The sequence below is a fragment of the Haloparvum alkalitolerans genome, from assembly GCF_055381565.1.
Window position 1 is genome coordinate 37068 of sequence record NZ_AP043938.1, and the last position, 20036, is coordinate 57103.

General features: G+C 70.2%; 15 protein-coding genes. 3 read left to right on the forward strand and 12 right to left on the reverse strand.

The window, feature by feature from the left end; translation table 11 throughout:
- Window positions 1-64 precede the first annotated feature (64 nt).
- Window positions 65-535, reverse strand: coding sequence for a hypothetical protein (locus ACZ432_RS02575; protein ID WP_426964334.1), 471 nt, complete (start codon window positions 533-535; stop codon window positions 65-67).
- Window positions 532-1599 carry an mRNA surveillance protein pelota gene (locus ACZ432_RS02580; RefSeq protein ID WP_426964333.1) on the reverse strand — a complete coding sequence of 356 codons (1068 nt, stop codon included), beginning with the start codon at window positions 1597-1599 and terminating at the stop codon, window positions 532-534. Before ACZ432_RS02580 ends, ACZ432_RS02575 begins: the two co-directional genes overlap by 4 nt.
- Window positions 1600-1768: 169 nt before the next feature.
- On the opposite strand from ACZ432_RS02580, the gene ACZ432_RS02585 reads away from it, so the two are divergent.
- A complete protein-coding gene (locus ACZ432_RS02585) occupies window positions 1769-2830 on the forward strand; it encodes an AIR synthase family protein (protein ID WP_426964332.1) in 1062 nt (353 codons plus the stop codon).
- Between the two features lie 424 nt (window positions 2831-3254).
- Window positions 3255-3587: a 4Fe-4S dicluster domain-containing protein gene (locus ACZ432_RS02590; protein ID WP_058367018.1), complete on the forward strand. Its 333-nt coding sequence runs from the start codon at window positions 3255-3257 to the stop codon at window positions 3585-3587.
- A 12-nt stretch (window positions 3588-3599) separates the two neighbouring features.
- Here the strand turns inward: ACZ432_RS02590 and ACZ432_RS02595 are convergent, their stop codons facing one another.
- Both ACZ432_RS02595 and ACZ432_RS02600 read right to left on the reverse strand, forming a co-directional pair.
- Window positions 3600-5060, reverse strand: a complete 1461-nt coding sequence (locus ACZ432_RS02595; RefSeq protein WP_426964331.1) for a cryptochrome/photolyase family protein — start codon at window positions 5058-5060, stop codon at window positions 3600-3602.
- A 115-nt stretch (window positions 5061-5175) separates the two neighbouring features.
- Window positions 5176-5382, reverse strand: coding sequence for a hypothetical protein (locus tag ACZ432_RS02600; RefSeq protein ID WP_426964330.1), 207 nt, complete (start codon window positions 5380-5382; stop codon window positions 5176-5178).
- A gap of 116 nt (window positions 5383-5498) precedes the next feature.
- On the opposite strand from ACZ432_RS02600, the gene ACZ432_RS02605 reads away from it, so the two are divergent.
- The gene (locus ACZ432_RS02605; protein ID WP_426964329.1) at window positions 5499-6497 is read left to right on the forward strand and encodes a TIGR04024 family LLM class F420-dependent oxidoreductase; all 999 of its coding nucleotides are present in this window, start codon (window positions 5499-5501) and stop codon (window positions 6495-6497) included.
- 63 nt (window positions 6498-6560) lie between these two features.
- Here ACZ432_RS02605 and ACZ432_RS02610 read toward each other — a convergent pair whose 3' ends face one another.
- From ACZ432_RS02610 to ACZ432_RS02645, 8 genes are all read right to left on the reverse strand, one after another.
- Window positions 6561-8759, reverse strand: coding sequence for an amino acid permease (locus tag ACZ432_RS02610; RefSeq protein ID WP_426964328.1), 2199 nt, complete (start codon window positions 8757-8759; stop codon window positions 6561-6563).
- Between the two features lie 202 nt (window positions 8760-8961).
- Window positions 8962-12114, reverse strand: coding sequence for an adenosylcobalamin-dependent ribonucleoside-diphosphate reductase (locus ACZ432_RS02615; RefSeq protein ID WP_426964327.1), 3153 nt, complete (start codon window positions 12112-12114; stop codon window positions 8962-8964).
- Between the two features lie 527 nt (window positions 12115-12641).
- A complete protein-coding gene (gene trpG / locus ACZ432_RS02620; RefSeq protein ID WP_426964326.1) occupies window positions 12642-13265 on the reverse strand; it encodes an anthranilate synthase component II in 624 nt (207 codons plus the stop codon).
- The gene (gene trpE / locus ACZ432_RS02625) at window positions 13262-14935 is read right to left on the reverse strand and encodes an anthranilate synthase component I (RefSeq protein WP_426964325.1); all 1674 of its coding nucleotides are present in this window, start codon (window positions 14933-14935) and stop codon (window positions 13262-13264) included. The genes trpG and trpE overlap by 4 nt, the downstream gene beginning before the upstream one ends.
- Window positions 14932-15576: a phosphoribosylanthranilate isomerase gene (locus tag ACZ432_RS02630; protein ID WP_426964324.1), complete on the reverse strand. Its 645-nt coding sequence runs from the start codon at window positions 15574-15576 to the stop codon at window positions 14932-14934. Before ACZ432_RS02630 ends, trpE begins: the two co-directional genes overlap by 4 nt.
- On the reverse strand, window positions 15576-16631 hold the full coding sequence (gene trpD, locus ACZ432_RS02635) for an anthranilate phosphoribosyltransferase (protein ID WP_426964323.1): 1056 nt from the start codon (window positions 16629-16631) through the stop codon (window positions 15576-15578). The genes ACZ432_RS02630 and trpD overlap by 1 nt, the downstream gene beginning before the upstream one ends.
- 424 nt (window positions 16632-17055) lie before the next feature.
- Complete coding sequence (hmgB, locus tag ACZ432_RS02640) at window positions 17056-18402, reverse strand: hydroxymethylglutaryl-CoA synthase (RefSeq protein ID WP_426964322.1); 1347 nt, start codon at window positions 18400-18402, stop codon at window positions 17056-17058.
- Window positions 18403-18467: 65 nt separating this feature from the next.
- Window positions 18468-19904, reverse strand: a complete 1437-nt coding sequence (locus ACZ432_RS02645; RefSeq protein WP_426964321.1) for a type IV pilin domain-containing protein — start codon at window positions 19902-19904, stop codon at window positions 18468-18470.
- Window positions 19905-20036 lie beyond the last annotated feature (132 nt).

Genomic DNA, 20036 nt, shown 5'->3' on the forward strand with positions numbered 1-20036 from the left:
GCGGTCGGTCGGCTGCGGGGAGGGGACGGAGGCCGGGCGAGTGGACGGATCCCGGCCGTCCCTCTCAGGCCCGCTCGGCCGGCTTCCGGAAGGGGTCGCCGTGGACGGCTCGGTAGACGCGCGGGAACAGCCCGAGTCCGAGCACCTCCGCGGCGCCGCCGCTGAGGAACGCCATTCCCCAGTTCCCCGCCTCGCCCGCGGCCGCGCCGACCGCGACGCAGGCGATCAGGAAGACGAGCGAGAAGTGCGCGACGCGGAGCGGCAGCGTCGAGAACTCGCCCCGCCGGGGCCACCCGCCCACGTCCACGGTGCGGGCTCGGTAGACCGCCAGCGAGATCGAGCCCGCGCCGATCGCGGCGAGCCCCGCGATGGGAACGGTGTCGGGATACAGCGCCTGTGCGAGGTACGCGACCACGAACGCGGGCGTCGAGAGGACCGACAGCTCCACGCCCGCGAAGAAGAACCGCTCGACCCACGCGGTCACCCCCTCCTTGTCGTCGACGTAGAGGGATCCGGTTCCGTCGCCCGACATCATTGGAGCCTGTACCGCAAGATTGCGGCGATGCCGCCGAGGTTCGAGAGCTGTTCGCCGGGCGCGAACTCCGAGGAGAAGACGACCACGTCGCCGCCCTGTCGCTCGACCGACTGGATCACCTCGTTCACGTCGATCGCCCAGTCGCCCTCGCCCTGTCGCTCTGTGCGGAGGCGCTCGTCGACGACGAGCAGGGTCTCGACCGCGCCGAACTCGGCGGCCTCGGCCACGTCCTCCGGACCGTATGTCGCCTTCGCGCCCTGGGCGATGTTCTCGGTCAGCTGGTCGATCAGCTCCGCCTCCTTCGAGATGCGGGTCTCCTTCTGCACCTCGTCGACGGCGCCGCGTTTGAGCACCTCGTGGACGCCGCGGTCGCCCACGGCCGAGGTGTCGACGGTGGTGATCCGCTCGGCGAGGTCGCGGAACTCCTCCTCGACGTAGTCGCGCGCGTCCTGCTTCGTGAACCCCGGCCCGGCGAGGATGATCGCGTCGGGGTCGAGGTGCGCGAGCGCGTCGCCTAGCTCCTCGAACAGCTCCTCTCGCGGGCGGGAGTACTCGCCCTTGCCGGTGGGCTTGGTGAAGGAGGCGTACTCCTCGGTGCCGTACTGCTGGACCGTGTGGATCGAGGCGGCGCCCTCCTCGACGGTGGCGATGGCCACGTCGGGGTTCTCGGCGGCCTCGGTGGCCTCCTCGATGCGCTCGGTCTGGTCCGGCTTGAAGTGCTTCTCGACGACGAGCTCGTCGTGTTCCTCCACGTTGAGGGTGTGGTGCTGGCCGAGTTGGTCCTCGCGCGAGCAGCCGACGATGACGCCGCCGACGCGGAGGCGGTTGGCGAACCGCGCGAACTCCACGTCCGCGACCTCCAGCGTGACGTGGATGTGCTCGCGCTGGCCGCCGGTGTCCCGCATCTGGTCGTCGTTGCGCTGGATCCGGCGCGTCGTGTCGCCCTCCACGAGGTCGCCCGGCTCCAGCACGTGCGCGAGGTGCCAGAGGTCGTCGACGTTCTCGGGGACCAGCGTGAGCCGTTCCCGGCCCTCCTCGCCGTACCCCCGGTTCGCGATGCGCATACCCGGCGTTCGGGCGGTCGCCTATCAACCCTTGTCCTTCGCGGTCGGTCGTCCGGCGGTCGTCCCGCGGTCGTTCCGCGGTCGACCGCGGCCGCCCGGAGCCGCCCCCTCCCGCACCTGCGAGCGCCGTCCCGCAACCGCTTTGCCGCCCGCGCCGCGCCTTTCCCGCATGAGCGACCAGTCCGACGGCGGCAAGGTCTCGCGGGCGTTCTTCGAGGAGCGGATCGCGCCGAACCTCGGCGCGGAGCGCGCGGACGTGGCGCTCGGCCCGGCCCACGGCTGCGACTTCGGCGTCATCCGGCCGGCCGGGAGCCCCCACGCCACCGTCCTCGCGACCGACCCGATCTCGGTCCTCCCCGATCTGGGCCTTGCTCGGGCGGGCCGGTTCGCGCTCCACGTCGTCCTCTCCGACGTGGCGGTGTCGGGGGTCGCGCCCTCGCACTTCTCGATCGCCTTCTCGCTCCCGGAGTCGATGACCGACGACGAGTTCGGTGCGGTGTGGGAGGCGGTCCACGAGGAGTGTGAGCGGCTCGGTATCGCGGTGACGACCGGTCACACCGCGCGCTACCCGGGCGCGACGCTCCCGTGGGTCGGCGCCGCGACCGCCATCGGCGTGGGCGACCCCGACCGGGTCGTGCGCCCGGACGGCGCCCGCGTCGGGGACCGAATCGTCGTGACGAAGGGGCCGGCCGTGGAGTCGGTCGGCCTGTTCGCGTCGCTGTTCCCCGAGGCGATCGACCTCCCCGCGGAGACGGTCGCGACGGCGCAAGAGCGACTGGACGACGTGCGCCTCGTCGGGGACGCGCTCGCGGTCGCGGAGACGGCGCGGGAGGCGGTCGGCGACGGAACCGCCGGTGTCCACGCCATGCACGACGCCACAGAGGGCGGGCTCCTCGGCGCGTTCCACGAGATGGCGGGCGCCGCGGGCGTCCGGTTCGCGGTCGAGACGGATGCCGTCCCGTGGCAACCGGGCGTGAGCGCGGTCTGTGACGCGCTCGGGATGGACCCCTGGCGCGCGACGACCGCGGGGACCCTGCTGGCGTCCGTCGCGCCGGAAGCCGCGGACGCGGTCGTCGAAGCCCTCCGCGACCGCGGCACCCCGGCCGCGGTCGTCGGCGAGGTGCAAGAGGGCGAGGGGGTCACGCTCGATGGAACCGAGACCGAAGCGCCGACCGGCGACGCCTCGTGGCCCATTTACGCGGACCTCAGCACGCGTGAAACGACCGATTGAGACCGATACTTAGTGGAGTACGGTAGTTGTTCTGCTTTTCTGTCAGATTGTGCTTCTGTAACTGCTGTTGAGCCTGCTGCTCTCGACACCGACGTCTAGAAAGCCCCAGCCGGCTCGACCGCACCGCAGGCCTCGCACCTCCCCAGCCTCGGCGGTGGCGCGGCCGCGAAACCGCACCACAATGCGGCCGCGCCACCGCCGCCTCCCTCGCGCGGTCGCGGCGACACGCTCCGCGGTCGCCGCGGCGCGCGCCGACCGCACAGCACCGCAACCGCACCGCTCCGCGACCGCACAGCACAGCACCGCCGCGAGTTTCAGAAATGTGGGAGTTCTGGGTCGGTCTGTAACACGCAGTATCGCTGTGGGTCATCGCACCGATCCGCGGTCGACTACATTTAACCGTCCGCGCGGGAACGTCCCGGTAATGGCCATCGATCCGAATTTCGAGACCAACCGCGAGCGCGTCGGGGAGGAGGACGGCGTCGCCGTCTGGGGTCCCGTCGACCCGCCCGAGAAGCAGGGGATCCGCGGGACGCACGTCGCGGTCGACTTCGACATCTGTCTGGCGGACGGCGCGTGTCTGGAGGACTGCCCGGTCGACGTGTTCGAGTGGGTGGAGACGCCGGGACATCCGGAGTCCGAGCGCAAGGCGAACCCGATAGACGAGGACCAGTGTATCGACTGCATGCTCTGTGTCGACGTCTGTCCGGTCGACGCCATCGACGTGGACCCCGGCCGCGAGAACCGGATCGACTGAGCGTCCCTTCTTTCACCCCGACGAGTCGGGGTCCTCGCCGCGAGCGCGTTTGAACATCGCCAGCGCTTCCTCGCGGCGCTCGGAGTGGTCCACGATCGGCGCCGGATAGTCGGGCGCGGCGCGGTCGCGTTCCGCCTGCGAGCGCTCGTGCCACGAGTGGATCGTCTCGGGGTCGACGCCCCGGAGTTCCGGAACGTACTCGGTGATGTACGCGGCGTCGGGGTCGTAGCGTTCCCCCTGCGTCATCGGGTTGAAGATCCGGAAGTACGGCTGCGCGTCGGTCCCCGTGGAGGCCGCCCACTGCCAGCCGCCGTTGTCGTTGGCGGTGTCGTGGTCCACGAGGTGCTCGCGGAAGTGGGCGTACCCCTCCCGCCAGTCGATCAGGAGGTCCTTCGTGAGGAACGCGGCGACGATCATCCGCACGCGGTTGTGCATGTACGCCTCCGCGCTGAGCTGGCGCATCCCCGCGTCCACGATGGGGTAGCCCGTCCGCCCCTCCTTCCAGGCCACGAGCGCCTCCGCGTCCTCGCGCCACGCGATGGGCTCCTCGTACGACTTGTAGTTCTCCGTCACCACCTCGGGGTTGTGGTACAGCACCTGCGTGTAGAACTCGCGCCACGCGAGTTGGCCCTGGAACTCCGTGACGCTCTCCGCGGCGTCCGCCTCGGGGCGGTCCGCGGCCGCGTCCAGCGCTTCTTCCGTCGCCGCGTACGCCTCGCGGACGCCGATCGTCCCGTACTTGAGGTCCTGCGAGAGCCGCGAGGTGGCCGACTCGCCGGGGTAGTCGCGCGCCTCCGCGTAGCGGAACACGTCCTCGGAGAGGAACCCGTCGAGGCGTTCGCGCGCGGCAGCTGTCCCCGCCTCGGGGAGGTCGGCGTCGGGTTCCGAAAAGCCCAGGTCCGCGGGCTCGGGGAGATCCGCGAGGAGCGCGTCCAGTTCGCCGCGTGCGCCCTCGAACTCGTCCGTGGAGGCGAGGTCGTCCCCGTCGGGGGTCGGCGCGGGGTCGTCCGCCTCGCGGTCGTCCCACTTCTTCCAGTAGTAGGTGTAGACGGAGTAGGGGTCGCCGGCGTTCGTCCGGATCGAATCCGGCGTGTGCAGGACGGCGTCGTGGTGGGCCTCGCGCGGCACGTCGGCCTCGTCGAGCGCCTGCCGGACCGCGGCGTCGCGACGCCGCGCGAGCCCGGAGTAGTCGCGGTTCCAGACGACGCGGTCGGCGTCGAGTTCGTCGGCCAGCGCGGGCACGACCGCGGTCGGGTCGCCGCGCGCGAGGAGCAGGTCGCTCCCGCGGTCGCGGTACGCCGCCCGGAGCGCGTCGAGCGCGTCGAGCAGGAACCCGACGCGGGGCGCGCCGGCGTGCTCGAGCACCGCGTCGTCGAACACGAAGACGGACGCGACCGCGTCGCGGTCGGCCGCGGCCGCGAGGCCGACGTTGTCCGCGACGCGTAGGTCCCGTCGATGCCAGAACAGCTCCATGGATCCCCATGGGGCGTGCACTACCTGAAAGTACGGGAGAGCGACGCCGACGGGACGACCGCGCGACGCCCCGACGACCGGAGCGCGGGACCGCCGACCGCCACGGTCGGAAGGGCTACCGGAAGGCGAACACGGCCCAGCACGCCGCGAATCCGGCCACCAGCGCCGCCGACAGCGCCGCCACCCCCATCGCGCGGCCGACTCGGAGGAGGACGGCGCCGCTCGTCACCGCCAGCAGGCTCGCGAGGAGGAACGCGACGTACGCCCGCAGGTAGGTGCCGAGGATCGGCGTGTTCCGGAGCGCTCCCAGGGGACCGCGCACGTCCGGAACCGCGTCCGTCTCACGCAAAAGGGTTCTCCCCGCGTCCAGTGCTGCGGCCCCGCGCTGCGCCCCGATCCGCCACCCACGCTTATGAGCCGCCGGCGGGTTCGGGGGGTATGGACCGCGCGCTGCATCTCCCGGTCGCCTCGCTCCCGCGCCTCGACGACGTGCTGGGGCTGTTCGAACGCGGCGAGGCCGCCGGCTACGACGCCGCCTACCTCCCCGAGACGTGGGGCCGCGACGCCGTCACGACCCTCGCGCTCGCGGCCGAGCGGACCGAGACCATCGACCTCGGCACCAGCATCCTCAACGTCTACTCCCGCTCGCCCGCGCTCGTCGGGGCGACCGCCGCCACGCTTCAGGAAGCCGCAGACGGCCGGTTCCGGCTCGGGGTCGGCCCGAGCGGCCCCGCGGTGATCGAGAACTGGCACGGCGTCGACTTCGGCAACCCGCTCCGCCGTACCCGCGAGTACGTCGACGTGATCCGGCAGGTCCTCTCCGGGGAGGAGGTGACCTACGAGGGCGAGTACGTCGACCTGCAGGGGTTCCGACTGCGCTGTGCGCCGCCCGACCCCGCCCCGCCGGTCGAAGTCGCGGGCATGGGCCCGAAGGCGGTCGAACTCGCCGGTCGCTTCGGCGACGGCTGGCACGCCCTGCTGTTCACGCCCGACGGCCTCCGCGACCGACTCGACGACCTCGCGCGCGGCGCCGAGTTGGGCGACCGCGACCCCGACGACCTCCGGACCGTCCTCTCGCTCACCTGTTGCGTGCTGGAGGACGGCGACCGCGCCCGCGAGTTGGCCCGTCGACATCTCGCCTTCTACGTCGGCGGGATGGGCACCTACTACCGCGACGCGCTCGCCAGACAGGGGTTCGAGGAGCGCGCGAACGCCGTCCACGACGCGTGGCAGGCGGGCGACCGCGAGGCCGCGCTCGCCGCGTTCGACGACGACCTGCTCGACCGGCTGGCGGTCTGTGGAACGCCCGCGGAGGCCGAGGTCGCCCTCGACCGCTTCGCGGCCGTCGAGGGGCTCGACGCCGCCGCGGTGTCGTTCCCGCGCGGCGCCGAGGTGGACGAGATCCACGAGACCATCGACGCGCTGGCGCCCGTCTGAGCGGTCGGCGGCGGAGCGCTCCGTCGCGTTCGACCGCCCCGACCGCGTCGGGCGCGAGGCGAGTCAGAACAGGCGCCGTTCGAGCGCCCGCCGGAGCCGCCCCGGCTGTTGCTCCCCGTAGACGACCAGCGTTCCGTGTTTCGCCGTGATCGCCGCGGGGTCGGAGCCGCGGCCGAACAGCCGGTCCGTGAGGTCGCGCTGAACGCCGCTGACGACGAGGACGTCGGAGTCGGCGGTCGCGATGTCGATGGCCTCGTCGGTCCCCGACTCGACGACGCGCGTCGTGACCGGGGCCTCACACAGCGCCGCGAGGTCGGCGAGGTAGTCGGCGGTCGTGTTGCGGCGGCTCTCCGGCGGGTCCGCACCGACGGGGAGGTAGAACGTCACCGTCCCGCCGACCGCCGTGGCGAGCGCGTCCGCGAGCGCCACCTTCGCCGGGTCGAACGGCCCCTCGTCGGTGACGACGCCGATGCGCTCGGCGGCGTCGTGGTCGAGGTTCGAGACCTCGACGACGCTGCAGGGCGCGTGGGCCTCGATCCAGTCCACGTCGCTCCCGAGCACCGTCTCCGACCCGGTCGAGCGCTCGATCAGCAGGGTGTCGGCGCCGACCGACGCGGCGTAGTTGACGATGGCGTGGCGGGTGTCGTGGCTGACGACCTCGCCGTACCGGACCGGGATCTCGGAGTCGGTCGCCCGGTCGGCCATTCTGGCCTCGAACGCCTGATCGGCCTCGGTGAGGACGGACGCGGACTGCGGGAGCGGCGTCTGGTCGGGCGTCTCGTCGAACTGCGCGACCCTGACCCCGCCCTCGCGCGTCCGGGCGAGGTCGGTCGCGAGGTCGATCAGCGACCGCTCGACCGCGGGCGGCGTCCGCTCGGTGACCGCCACGAGGACCTCATCCCCGGCGGTGCCGATCTCGGTCTCCGTCTGTTCGACCACGTCGCGGCCGACGCTCCGGCGGACGGCGTCGGTCATCGCCCCCTCGCGACCCACGCCGCCCCGCCGGTAGACGAAGAGGTAGTACCAGGCCATCGACCCGAGGATGATCGCGACGGCGCCGACCAGCGGGACGAACCCGATGTACCGGAGCAACACCAGTCCGCCGACGATCCCGACCAGCTGTGGGACGGGGTACAGCGGGGACTCGAAGCTCGGGTCGTACGCCTCGATGGACCCCTGCCGAAACGCGATCAGCGCGACGTTGATCAGGATGAACACGAGGATCTTGAACGCGCTGGCGAGTTTGGCGATGTCGTCGATGGGGACGAACGCGACGAGGACGAGCAGTACGCCGCCGGTGATCGTGATCGCGTTGACCGGCGTCTCGAACCGGTCGCTGACGTCCTCGAAGATGTCCGGTGCGAGCCCGTCGCGGCTCATCGCGAACGGGTAGCGCGACGAGGAGAGGATCCCGGCGTTGGCGGTGCTGATCAGCGCCAGCAGTGCCGCGACAACGACGGCCGCGACGCCGGCCGCGGGCAGCGCGTTCTCGGCCGCGACCTGCATCGGCGTCTCGGTCGCCGTGAGCGCCGCCTCGTCGGCCACGCCCACCATCACGGTCACGATGGCGACGTAGATGCCGGCGGTGATGACGAGCGACCCGAGGATCCCCAGCGGGAGGTTCCGGTCGGGGTTCTCGACCTCCTCCGCGACGCTGGCGATCTTCGTGACGCCGGCGTAGGAGACGAACACGAACCCGGTCGCGCCGAGGATCCCCGCGATTCCGTCGTCGAAGAACCCCTCGAAGCGGGCGCCCTCGACGCTCGGTGCGCCGGCGACGATGAACCAGACCATCACCGTCAGCATGACCGCGACGATGCCGATCTGCATCCGGCCGGTCTGTTTCGCCCCGACGACGTTCAGGACGATGAGCAGGGACGCGACGGTGAGCGCGACCGGCGTCACCGGCAGGTCGAACAGCAACACCAGGTACGGCGCCCCGCCGACCAGCGCGAGCGCCCCCTTGAACGTCAGCGAGAACCACGTCCCGACGCCCGCGATGGTGCCGAACAGCGGTCCCATCGCCCGCTCGATGTAGAGGTAGGTCCCCCCCGCCTCGGGCATCGCGGTCGCCATCTCCGACTTGCTCAACGCGGCGGGCAACACCAGCACGCCCGCGAGGAAGTACGCGAACACGACGGCCGGCCCGGCCATCCCCATCGCCAGCCCCGGCAGGATGAAGATGCCGCTACCGACCATCGCGCCGATGCTGATCGCCGTCACCTCCGGTAGCCCAAGGTCGCGCTCGAGTTGCTTGCCCATCAGGTGGCGGGACGTACAGCGGTACCGTCGTGTCCGCTCGGTCCGGCCGTCGAAGAGTGCTCAGTCATGATCGACCGGTCGTTGACGCATACCGAACACGTGTCGGCGAATACCGATAAAGGTGGTCGCTCCGGCGTACTTCGGGATCGCGATACGTCGACGGAAAAAGCGTACAGAAACGGTGTGTGACCGCTCGGCTACCTCAGCACTCGGACCAGCCGCACGACTCGCAGGTCTTGCATCCCTCCGAGTAGTAGAGGCTCATCGAACCGCAGTCCGGGCACTCGGGGGACTCGCCGGCCGCGATGAGGTCCTGCGTGCTGTCGTCGGCGTCGGCGGCCTCCTTGCCGCCCGCGGCCGCGCTCGGACCGCCCGCGGAGACCGAGGCGCCGGCGTCCGCGTCGACCGCGCCGCCGTCGGTGTCGGCGGTCGGGCTCCCGCCCTCGTCCACGTCCGCGAGGGACTGCTGCTGGGGGATCCCCTTGTCGATCTCGTCGTCGAGGTAGCGGCGCAGGGCCGTGCCGATGGCGTCCGGGATGGACTGGATCTGCTCGCCCTTGTCCCACGCCACCTTCGGGCTGCGGGTGCCCTGCAGCTCGTCGACGACCTCCTCGGGGTCGACGCCGCTCCGGAGCGCGGTCGAGATGACCTTCGCGAGCGCCTCCGTGAAGGAGTTAGTGTAGCCGCCGGAGTGGCCGATGTTCGCGAACAGCTCGAACGGCCGGCCGCTCTCGTCCTCGTTGACGGTGACGTAGAGCTTGCCGTAGCCGGTCTCGACGCGCTGGGTCACGCCCGAGAGCGCGTCCGGACGGGGCTGGGTCTCGGTGTAGTCGACCGAGGGCTGCTCGCTCGCCTCGAGCAGGCTGTCGACCTCCGCGTCGATCTGGGCCCGCACGTCCTCGTTGTCGAGGAACGCCTCGAGACCGCCGAAGACCTCGTTGATCTGCTCGACGATGGTCTCGGCCGCCTCGGTCTCGTCCGCGAACTCCGTGTTCTGCGCGCGGGTCGTGAGGACCTGCTTCGAGCGCGTGCCGTCGCGGTAGACGGTGACGCCCTTCCCGCCGTGGTCGTAGATGTAGCGGTACACCTCGTCCATGTCCTCCTTGCTCGCGGAGTTGGGGAAGTTGCAGGTCTTCGAGATGGCAGAGTCGACGCCCTCCTGGCAGGCGCACTGGACCGCCGCGTGCTGCTTGCCGGAGAGGTCGCCGGTGACGACGAACAGCTCGCCGATGGCGTCCGGGACCGTCTCCAGCCCCTCCACGCCGTCGAACTCGTTGTCCGCCATCTGTGCTTGCGCCTCCTTCTTGACCTCCGTCACGTCGAGGTCGTTGGCCTCCAGCGTGCGCAGGAAGTAGTCGTCGAACTCGACGAGCATCTCGTCGCCCTGTACGTCGTCGGAGACGTTCTTGTAGAACGCGACGTTGTAGATGGGCTCACACCCGCCCGTCGTGTTACCGATCATCGACGTGGTGCCGGTCGGCGCGATGGTCGTCGTGTTGTGGTTCCGGATCGTGAACCCGTCTTCCCACTCGTCGGCGTCGAGGCCGGTGTGGTGCTCGAACCAATCGGGGTACTCCGTCGGGTTGGCGTACTTGGAGTCGTCCCAGTCGTTGAACGTGTCGCGCTCCTCCGCGAGCTCGTGGGAGGCCCACTTCGATCCGTGGTTGATGTGGGTCATCAGCTGGCGCGCGACCTCGTTACCCTCGTCGGTGCCGTACCGGATGCCGAGCTGGACGTACAGCTGCGCGAGGCCCATGACGCCGAGGCCGATCTTCCGCATGTCGCGGACCTTCTGCTCGATCTTCTCGACCGGGAAGTCCGACATCGTGACGACGTTCTCGAGGAAGCGCGTGCCGTACGCGATGCGGTCGTCGAACTCCTCGTAGTCGAGCGCCTCCTCGAGGAACGCGTCGACCGCGTCCGCCTGCGAGTCGTACTCGTCGGCGTGTTCCTCGGACCAGACGCGCCAGTCGGGCGCGTCCTCGGCCGCGAGCGTCGAGAGGTTGATGTGGCCGAGGTTACAGGCCTCGTACTCCTCCAGCGGCTGCTCGCCGCAGGGGTTCGTCGCGAGGATGCGGTGGTCGGGGTGCTCCTCCACGTCGAAGGAGTGCTTCTTGTTGACGCGCTCGAGGTAGATGACGCCCGGCTCGCCGTTCTCGTGGGCGCCCTCGACGATGTGGTCCCAGAGCTTCTCCGCGGGGACCGACAGCACCTCGCCGACCTCGACGTGCTCGCCGAGGCCGAACATCTCGTAGATCTCCTTCGTCTCCGGCGTGGCGACGTGGGGCTCCTCCGTCCGCGGGTTGGTGAAGGTGAACTCCTCGTCGTTGTACAGCGCCTCCATGAAGTCGTCGGTGACGCCGACGGAGATGTTGAAGTTCGAGAGGTGGCCCTCGACCGCGTTCCGGAGGTGCTTGGGGACGCGCCCCTCGTCGTCGATCAGCTCGCGGGCCTCCTCCAGCGCCTCCTTGAAGGAGTTGTGCGTGAAGTCGTCCGGGTCGTTGAGCCGGAGCGAGTGCGCCAGCGAGACGTCCTTGTTCTTCGCGTGGATGAACTGGATGACGTCCGGGTGCGAGACGCGCATGACGCCCATCTGCGCGCCGCGGCGCGCGCCGCCCTGCGCGATGGTCTCGCACATCTGGTCGAACGTCCGCATGAACGTGATCGGACCGGAGGCGATGCCGCCGGTCGAGCCGACCGCGTCGCCGTACGGGCGGAGCTTCCAGAAGGCGTAGCCCATGCCGCCGCCGGACTGGAACACCTCGGCCGCCTCCTTGGCGGTCTGGTGGATGTCCGTGATGTCGTCGCCGGGGGAGTCGACGAAGCAGGCGGAGAGCTGCTGGAGCTCGTCGCCCGCGTTCATCAGCGTCGGCGAGTTCGGCATGAACGACAGCGACTCCATCCCCTCGCGGAACTGGTCGGCCACGTCCTGGACGTGATCGCGGACCTCGTTCGGGAGTTCGGGGACGACCGTGTCGTACGCGAACTTGTTGACGTTGTGCGCCGTCAGCGCCGTCTCGACGTCGTCGTCCGCGGAGACGCCGGCGCCGAAGACCTCCTCGGCCAGCTCGTCGCGACGGGGGTGGTCGGGCTTGAGCTGGTCGGGCGTGACGGTGACCTCGACGCCCTGCTTGTCGGCCTCGAAGACGGCCTCCGCGAGCGCGACGTTCTTCGCGACGCGGACGAACAGCTCCTCCTGCGTCTCGACCTGGTTCCCGTCGGCGTCTTTTCGGAGGTAGCGCGCGGGGAGGATGTTGTGGTAGGCGTTCTCCGTGAGCCGGTCCTCCAGCGTCTCGCCGGTGGTGCGTTTGATCGGCAGCTCGACTTCGTCCGTGGAGAGGTCGCTCCCGCTCATTGCGCGGTCACGTCTCCCCGAGTGCGTGGTGAATCGGTCATGTATCGTGATGTCGTACTGGTGAGTTGGACCCCTTAGGCGTTGCGTTCCCGGTCCATTTGGGCGTGGAACTATCCGATCCCTTATGGGATCACTGCGGCGCGGCCGAGCGGCTCCGCGCCTGTACGTGTTCGTAGTGCGGGCGGGGTCTACATAAGGATGGCCCCTCCGCAGTGAAAGTGGATCGAGAACGATCAAACCGCACGAGGGAGTCGTCCTTTACAGTCGAACGGAAGGGGCGTTCGCGGTCGACCGGCCGCCGCGCAGTCGCCGTGCGGGGCCGCCGCACCGACCGCGGCGGCCGTCCCGCCGAAAACCCGTTCGGTCCGCCGACGTATCAGATAAACAGAACCGGTCGAGTCGGGCGGATCGCACGCCACCAGGGCTGGCTCGCGGGACGACGGATCCTCGGTCGGTTCGGCGAACCGGTCGGCCCGCAGAGGGGTCCGCGCCGAGCGCGCGCGCCGGCGCCGCTCCCCGGTCCTCGGTCACCGCGTGGCCGGCGCGCGCGACGTCGCGCCCGCGACCTCCGTGAGGAAGTTCCGGATCACGTCGTGGCCGACGCCGGTCAGCACGCTCTCGGGGTGGAACTGGACGCACTCCAGCGGGTACGCCTCGTGGCGCACGCCCATTACGAGCTCCGTCCCGTCGTGGTCGGTCGTCGCGCTCACGTCCAGGCAGTCCGGCACTTCGGTCGCGACCAGCGAGTGGTACCGCCCGGCGCGGAACCCCTGGTCGAGCCCCGCGAACACCCCCTCGCCGTCGTGGTCGACCGGGAACGCCTTGCCGTGGATCGGCTCGGGCGCGTGGCCGACCGTCCCGCCGTACTCGTAGACGGCCGCCTCCAGCCCGAGACAGACGCCGAGCGTCGGGACCTCGGGCGACAGCTCGCGGAGCACGTCCGTCGTCACGCCCACGTCGCGGTCGTTCTTCGGATGGCCCGGACCGGGACTGATAACCAGCGCGTCCGGCTCCGCGGCCGCGACCGCGTCGACCGAGGCGGTGTTCTTCAGCACCTCGGTCGTCACGCCGCCCTCAACCGGACACTCGGAGACGTACTCGACGAGGTTGTAGGTGAACGAGTCGAAGTTGTCGACGAAGACGACCTTCATTCCTCGGCCCCCGTGCCCGCGGCGGGCGCGTCCGCGAGGGACGCGTCGTCGTCCGGCTCGACCCGGATCCGGTCGATGGCGTCGAGGACGCCCCCCATCTTCTGTTCGGTCTCGGCGTACTCCGCGGCCGGTTCGGAGTCCGCGACGAGGCCCGCGCCGGCCTGCACGGTGATGCGGTCCGCGGACGCGTCTCCATCCGCCTCGCCGTGCTCGTCGACCGACACGCCGTGCTCGACCGTCGCGGTCCGGATCACGATGGCGAAGTCCGCGTCGCCGGTCCACGAGTAGTAGCCGACGCCGCCGCCGTAGGCGCCCCGCGGCTCCCGTTCGAGGTCGTCGATGATCTCCATCGCGCGCACCTTCGGCGCGCCGGTGAGGGTACCGGCCGGGAACGAGGCCCTGATCGCGTCGACCGCGTCGTACTCCCCGTCCAGCGTCCCCGTCACGGTCGACTCGATGTGCTGGACGTGGCTGTACTTGAGGACGTTCATGAACTCCTCGACGCGGACGGAGCCGGGCTCGGAGACGCGGCGCACGTCGTTGCGCGCCAGGTCGACGAGCATGGTGTGCTCGGCGCGCTCCTTCTCGTCCGCGAGCAACTCGCCCGCGAGCCGACGGTCCTCGACCGGGCTCTCGCCGCGCGCGCAGGTCCCCGCGATGGGGTTCGAGACGACGCGGTCGCCTCGCACCGACACCAGCGTCTCGGGGCTGGCGCCGACGATGGTCCGGTCGTCGTGGCGCAGCAGGTACATGTACGGCGAGGGGTTCACGTCCCGCAGCGCGGCGTACAGCCCCATCGCGTCCACGTCGCCGGTCAGCTCCCGCTTGCGCGAGATGACGCCCTGATAGATGTCGCCGTCGAGGACGTGCTCCTTCGCCGCGCGCACCGCGTCCTCGTAGGCCTCCTGCGGCCCCGCGCGCTCCTCGGTCACGCGGACCCCGCCGGGCTCCGGAGTGTCGGCGGTCCGGAGGTCCGCGGCGACCGCCTCGGCCTCCGCGGCGAGCTCGTCGTACACCGCGCCGGCGTCGTCCCCCTCGCGCACGACCGGCGTGAACACCAGGTCGACGGTCCCCTCCACGTCGTCGAAGACGACCGTCCGCGTCGTGAGCGCGAACTCCGCGTCAGGGAAGTCGGTCTCCGGGCGCTCGACGCCGACCTCCTCCAGCCACAGGTCGTAGACGGCCTCGTAGGCGAGGAACCCGACGAACCCGCCGGAGAGCGTCTGTCTGTCCCGGTCGGGGAAGTTCCGGCGCTCCACGCTCGGGAACGCCTCGCGCACGCGGTCGAGCACGTCCGCCGGCTCGCCGTCCGCCGGTTCGCCGTCCGCTCGCTCGTCCCCCACGAGGGCCGCGGCCGGGCCGAGTCGCTTCACGTCGGTCCGGTCGGGGTACACGGAGACGACCGCCTCCGGGTCGTAGCCGACGAACGAGTAGCGCGCGTGTTTGTCGGCGTCCGTGACCGGCGCGAACGCGCCGTCGGGGTCGCTGGAGGCGACCTTCTCTGCCGACTCCAGCAGGAAGCCGTGGGGACTGTCGCCGACGAGCGTGGCGTACGCCGTCAGCGGCGTCACGTCCGGGTCGAGTTCCGCCGCGACGCGCACCACGGCCGGGCCGTCGGCGTCGGCGGCGTGCTCGACGAACGCCTCACGCGAGAGGTCCAGTTCCGTCACGCGACCTCGACCTCCCGACCCGCGTTGGCGACGAACCGCGCGACGGCGTTGTGGTCCTTCTCGCCGCCGCGCAGCTCCACGCCGGAGGCCACGTCGACCGCGAACGGGTCCGCGGTCGCCACCGCCTCCGCGACGTTGTCCGGCGTGAGGCCGCCCGCGAGCACGACCGGCGAGACCAACCGCTCCGCGAGCCGACCGGTCGCCTCCCAGTCGTGGGTCTCGCCCGTCCCGCCCGCGCCCGACTCCGTCGTGGAGTCGACCACGAGCGCGTCGGCCGCCTCGTCCAGTCGCTCCGCGCGGCTCTCGTCGTCCGCGTCGACGGCGAGCAGCACCTTCACGCCGGTCTCCGCGCGGACGTAGCCCACCTCGTCGGCGGTCCACTCGCCGTGTAGCTGGACGGCGTCCGGCTCGACCGTCCGCACGAGTTCGACCGCGCGTTCGGCCGAGTCGGGCATCGTCACCAGTGTCGCGGTGACGAACGGCGGCACCTCCGCCAGCAACTCGGCCGCGACGGCGGGGTCCACCTCGCGAGGCGTATCGACCGGAACTTCGGCGATCACGCCGACCGCGTCGGCCCCCGCCTCGACGGCCGCACGCAGGTCGGCACCGCGCGTCAGCCCGCAGATCTTCGCTCTGGCCATCAGTTCGCGTCCGCCCCCGCGGCGGCGTCCGGCTCCGCGCCCGCACGGTCCGCGTCGTCACCGCACAGCGCCTCGAACTTCGCGGCCGCGTCGCCCTCGTCGATGGCGGCGGCCGCGCGCTCGACGCCGGCCTCCAGCGAGTCGGCGAGTCCCGCGACGTACACCGCCGCGCCCGCGTTCGCCAGGATCAGGTCACGCTTCGGGCCGGTCACGTCGCCGCGGACGATCCCCTCGAGGTCCGCGGCGTTCGCCTCGGGCGTGCTCCCCGAGACGTCCTCGATCGGCGCCCGCTCGAGGCCCAGGTCCTCGGGCGCGATCGCGTACTCGGTCACCTCGTCGCCGTCGACCTCCGCGACGGTCGTCTCGTCGTGGAGCGCGATCTCGTCCATCCCCGACCCGTGGACCACCAGCGCGCGCTCGACGGGCATGTGTGAGAGCGCGCGGGCGATCTGCGGGACGAGTTCGGGGTCGTACACGCCGAGCACCTGCGCGTCGGCGCCCGCGGGGTTCGTCAGCGGCCCGAGCACGTTGAACACCGTTCGGATCCCCAGCTCCTTCCGCGGGCCGATGACCGCCTTCATCGCGGGGTGGAACACCGGCGCAAGCATGAACCCGATGCCGTCGCGCTCGATCGCCTCCTCGACCGCCGGCGGCTCCGCTTCCACATCGACGCCCGCGACCTCCAGCACGTCTGCGCTCCCCGAGGAGGAAGAGACGGAGTAGTTGCCGTGTTTCGCGACCGCCACGCCCGCGCCCGCCGCGACGATGGCCGCGGTCGTGGAGACGTTGATCGTGTCGTAGTCGTCGCCGCCGGTGCCGCAGGTGTCGACCAGCGGCGCGCCGTCGGGCTCGATCGTCCGCGCCACGTCCCGCATCCCCTGCGCGAAGCCGGCGATCTCCGCCTCCGTCTCGCCCTTTGCGCGCAGCGCGGTCAGCAGCCCGCCGATCTGCGCCTCACTCGCCTCCTCGAAGACCTGCCGCGCCGTCTCCCGCGCCTCCTCGACCGTCAGGTCCTCCCCCTCCGTCACGCGCTCGATGGTGTTCTGGATGTTCATTGTGGGCACCAATGTATAGGTTCGTCTTACGATGTACAAGTCTGTACATCGATTTAAGGCTTCCCCTCGACCTTTTTCTGCGGTCGGGTTCGCGCGCCGCAGGCGGCGCGCTCACCGCTCCTTGAAAAATGTCGATCAAAAAGGGGCCGCGGTCGGCGCTGCGGGCGCTGCGCGCCCTCGCGCCGCCGCGGTACCACAACCTCGACAGAAAACCGCACCGCGACCGCCCTGCGCCGCATCCGCACCACACCGCATCAGCACCGCATCCGCACCACACCGCACCCGCACCGCATCCGCACCACACCGCACCTGCACCGCATCAGCACCGCATCGGCCGGATTTTCTGTGGATCGGTGCGGCTCCACCCGTGAGTCCACCGCCGACCGCGGGCGAGAAAAATTCGGTCGCGGTCGCCTTCGAGGCGCTATTCGACGTAGTCGTACTGCCGCTCGTTCATCCGGCCCCAGCCCGTGAAGACGAACTCCTCGGAGGGCGTGGTGAACTGCTCGATCATCTCGTGTCCCACGTCCTCGTCGTACTCGTGAACGTCGTGAACGTCCTCGTACTCGCTCCACGTCAGGTCGTAGCGGGCCGCGAGCTGCTCGTCGATGTCGAGCGCCTCGACCTCCTCGCGCCAGCCGTCCTGCACCGTCTCGGTGTGGATCTCCGCCTGCGCGCCGGAGCCGTAGGAGCCGACCAACAGCGTCTCGCCCGCGAAGTCGAGGTCCTTCTCGACCGCGTCACGCAGCGCGCTCACGCGGGCGACGTGGACGGAGCCGGTGTACCAGTTGCCGACCTTGCTGGACAGCTCCAGCGTCGGCTCGACGGTCTTCGCGTACCAAGTCTGGTACTGTTCGGTGTCCTTCAGCTCGTCCATGTGCTCGCGGATCGCCTCCTCGTAGGCCTCGCGGTCCTCGTACTCGTCCTCGCGCGGCTGGCGGCCGATCTCCTCCGCGAGCTCCTCCTCGCGCTCCGTGTCGCGGATGACGTGTCTGTACGCGAGTAGGGCCGCCTTGCGGACCATCCCCGGGAACGGCGTGTGGAACGGGGCGTACTGGAAGTCGTCCAGTTCGATCTTGCCCGCGACCGACTCGTAGTCCTCCAGCGCCTCGCGCATGCGAGCGAGGTACACCTGCATCGAGCGCTTGCCGTCGACGGAGGGGAACTGCTGGTTCGGCTTCAGGAAGTCCGTCTCGTCCATCGAGCCGTACCCCTGGTCGTCCGAGAGCGCCACCAGGTCCGGGTCCTCGTCGATGAGCATCGCCACCGCGCCCGCCCCCTGCGTCGCCTCGCCGGGGTCCCCGCGGGCGTACAGCGCGGTGTCGGTACAGATAACGAGCGCCGCGCGGCCGCGGTTCCGCCCCGCGCGGATCCAGTTGTAGGCGTCGTCGATGGCCTGCGTCCCCGCGACGCAGGCGAACTTGCGCTCGCCCTTGTTGGCGTGGCGGAAGTCGCCGTCGTAGACCTGCTCCAGACAGCCCGCGATGTACGTCGAAACGGGCTTCGAGTGGTCGAACGCGGACTCCGTCGCCACGTCGATCCGACCGATCTCCGACGGCGACAGCCCCTTGCGGTCCATCAGCTGCTTTGCCGCGTTGGCACCCATCGTGACGATGTCCTCGTACACGTCCGGGAACGAGGAGTCCTGTAGGCCGAGCCCCTTCGTGTACTTCTCCGGGTCGTCGCCCTTCTCCGGCGCGAACGTGTTCGGGAGGTCGAGCTTCAGCTTCCCCGTTCGGATCTCGATGGCGTCGATGCCGACCGTGGTCATGCCCGATTCTTCACGAAGCGGGCATATGGGCTTGTCGATGAGGCGTTACGTCACGCGTCGAAAAATCAGTCGTCGACCTCGACTTCTTCTACTCGTGCCTCCACGACCGCACCGGTTTCGTCGTACAGTAGAACGATGATCTTGAACTCGTCTCCGTCTTTAGGTTTGAGCTTGATCTTGCCCTTCGGTTTCGTGGAGGTTCCCTTAGCGTAGCCCTCCTCGTCCCCGATCATGTACGCTTCCACGCGGTCGAAGGAGCCGTCGACTGCATAGTCGACCGTGTATTTTCCACTGTTCCCGGACGTTTCGATGTCGACGGTGTCGAATTCCGGCGACGTCTCCGTCGAGAGGTCGTCGTTTTCGTCCGGGGAGCCGTCTCCGGCAGTCACCTCCAGCGAGCGCGTGGCGACGACTTCGGTTCCGCCCTCGTTGTCGTCGTAGACGACCTCCGCACGGACACGGAACTCGTCGCCGTAGGTACCACCGCGAGGCCCGTATCTCACGCTCCCGCGCGCGGCGTCGATGGACGCCGTCTCGGTCGCACTCCCGTCGTCAACGTTTTCGTGCACGATCCGGACGTGCGAGAAGTCGTCGCCCGCGTCCTCGACATCGACGGAGGTGACGAACTGTCCCCCGTCGCTGTCCTCGTAGCTGAGGTCCTCCACGCGCATGGAGACGCCGCTGTCGACCTCGAACTCGCCCTCTGACTCGACGGCCTCCGCGTTCTCGGCCTCGACCGTGAGTTCCCACTCGTACTCGCCCTCGCTCAACCGGCCGACGGCGAAACTCCGGGACCTGGAGGCTCCGGCATCGACGTCGCCGACCTCCGTGGTCCGTGAGAACGACTCGGGGCCCTCTATGGTCAGCGTCACGCTCACATTGCGTGCGTCTCCTTCGTCGGACCGCAGTTTCACCGCTGGCTCGTACTCACGTAGCGCGGTTCCATCACCGAGACCGCCCGTCGACTCGATCACGAGTTCCGGCTCCGTCGGCTCTTCCGGCTCGGTTGGCTCGCCCGTCTCGGTGGGTTCGTCCGTCTCGGTCGGCCCGCCCGTCTCCGTCGCTGTCGGCGTAGTATCGGCCTCCGCGGCCGCCGGAACGCGGTCGGTCAGGCTGAGCAGGACCGCATTGTCGGCCGTGTCGACGACCGCGACCGTGACCTCGTCGCCGGGTGAGTACGGCGGCCCCGAGAGCGTCCACCGGTCGCCGGCCGAAAAGGGAGGTTCGCCGTCGAGACTCCCGTCGTCGGCGATCCGGTAGACTGTCGTTCCTTCGGGAGTCTGCAGACGCACCTCGGTGGTCTCGGGGTCCAGCGGCTCGCCGCCGGTGTGGTGGATCCGAACGGAATCGTCGCTCACGGTCGCGTCGAGGAGCGTCGCCCCGCTTGCTCGCTCGTCCGCGCCCGAGAACGTCGCCAGTGACGCGACCCCGATGGTCGTCGACACCACCACCACCACACCCATCAGCAACACCACGCCGATGGTCTCCGACTGCCCACGCACCGGTTACACTGGATCGGGAGAGGCGTAAGTACATTGGGGATCGTTTCAGGCTGAAGGACGCGTTCGGTCGGCACACGCTCCGCGGACCGCGCTCCGGGGAGAACTGTTTTGACGCTCGGACGGGTGAAGGGT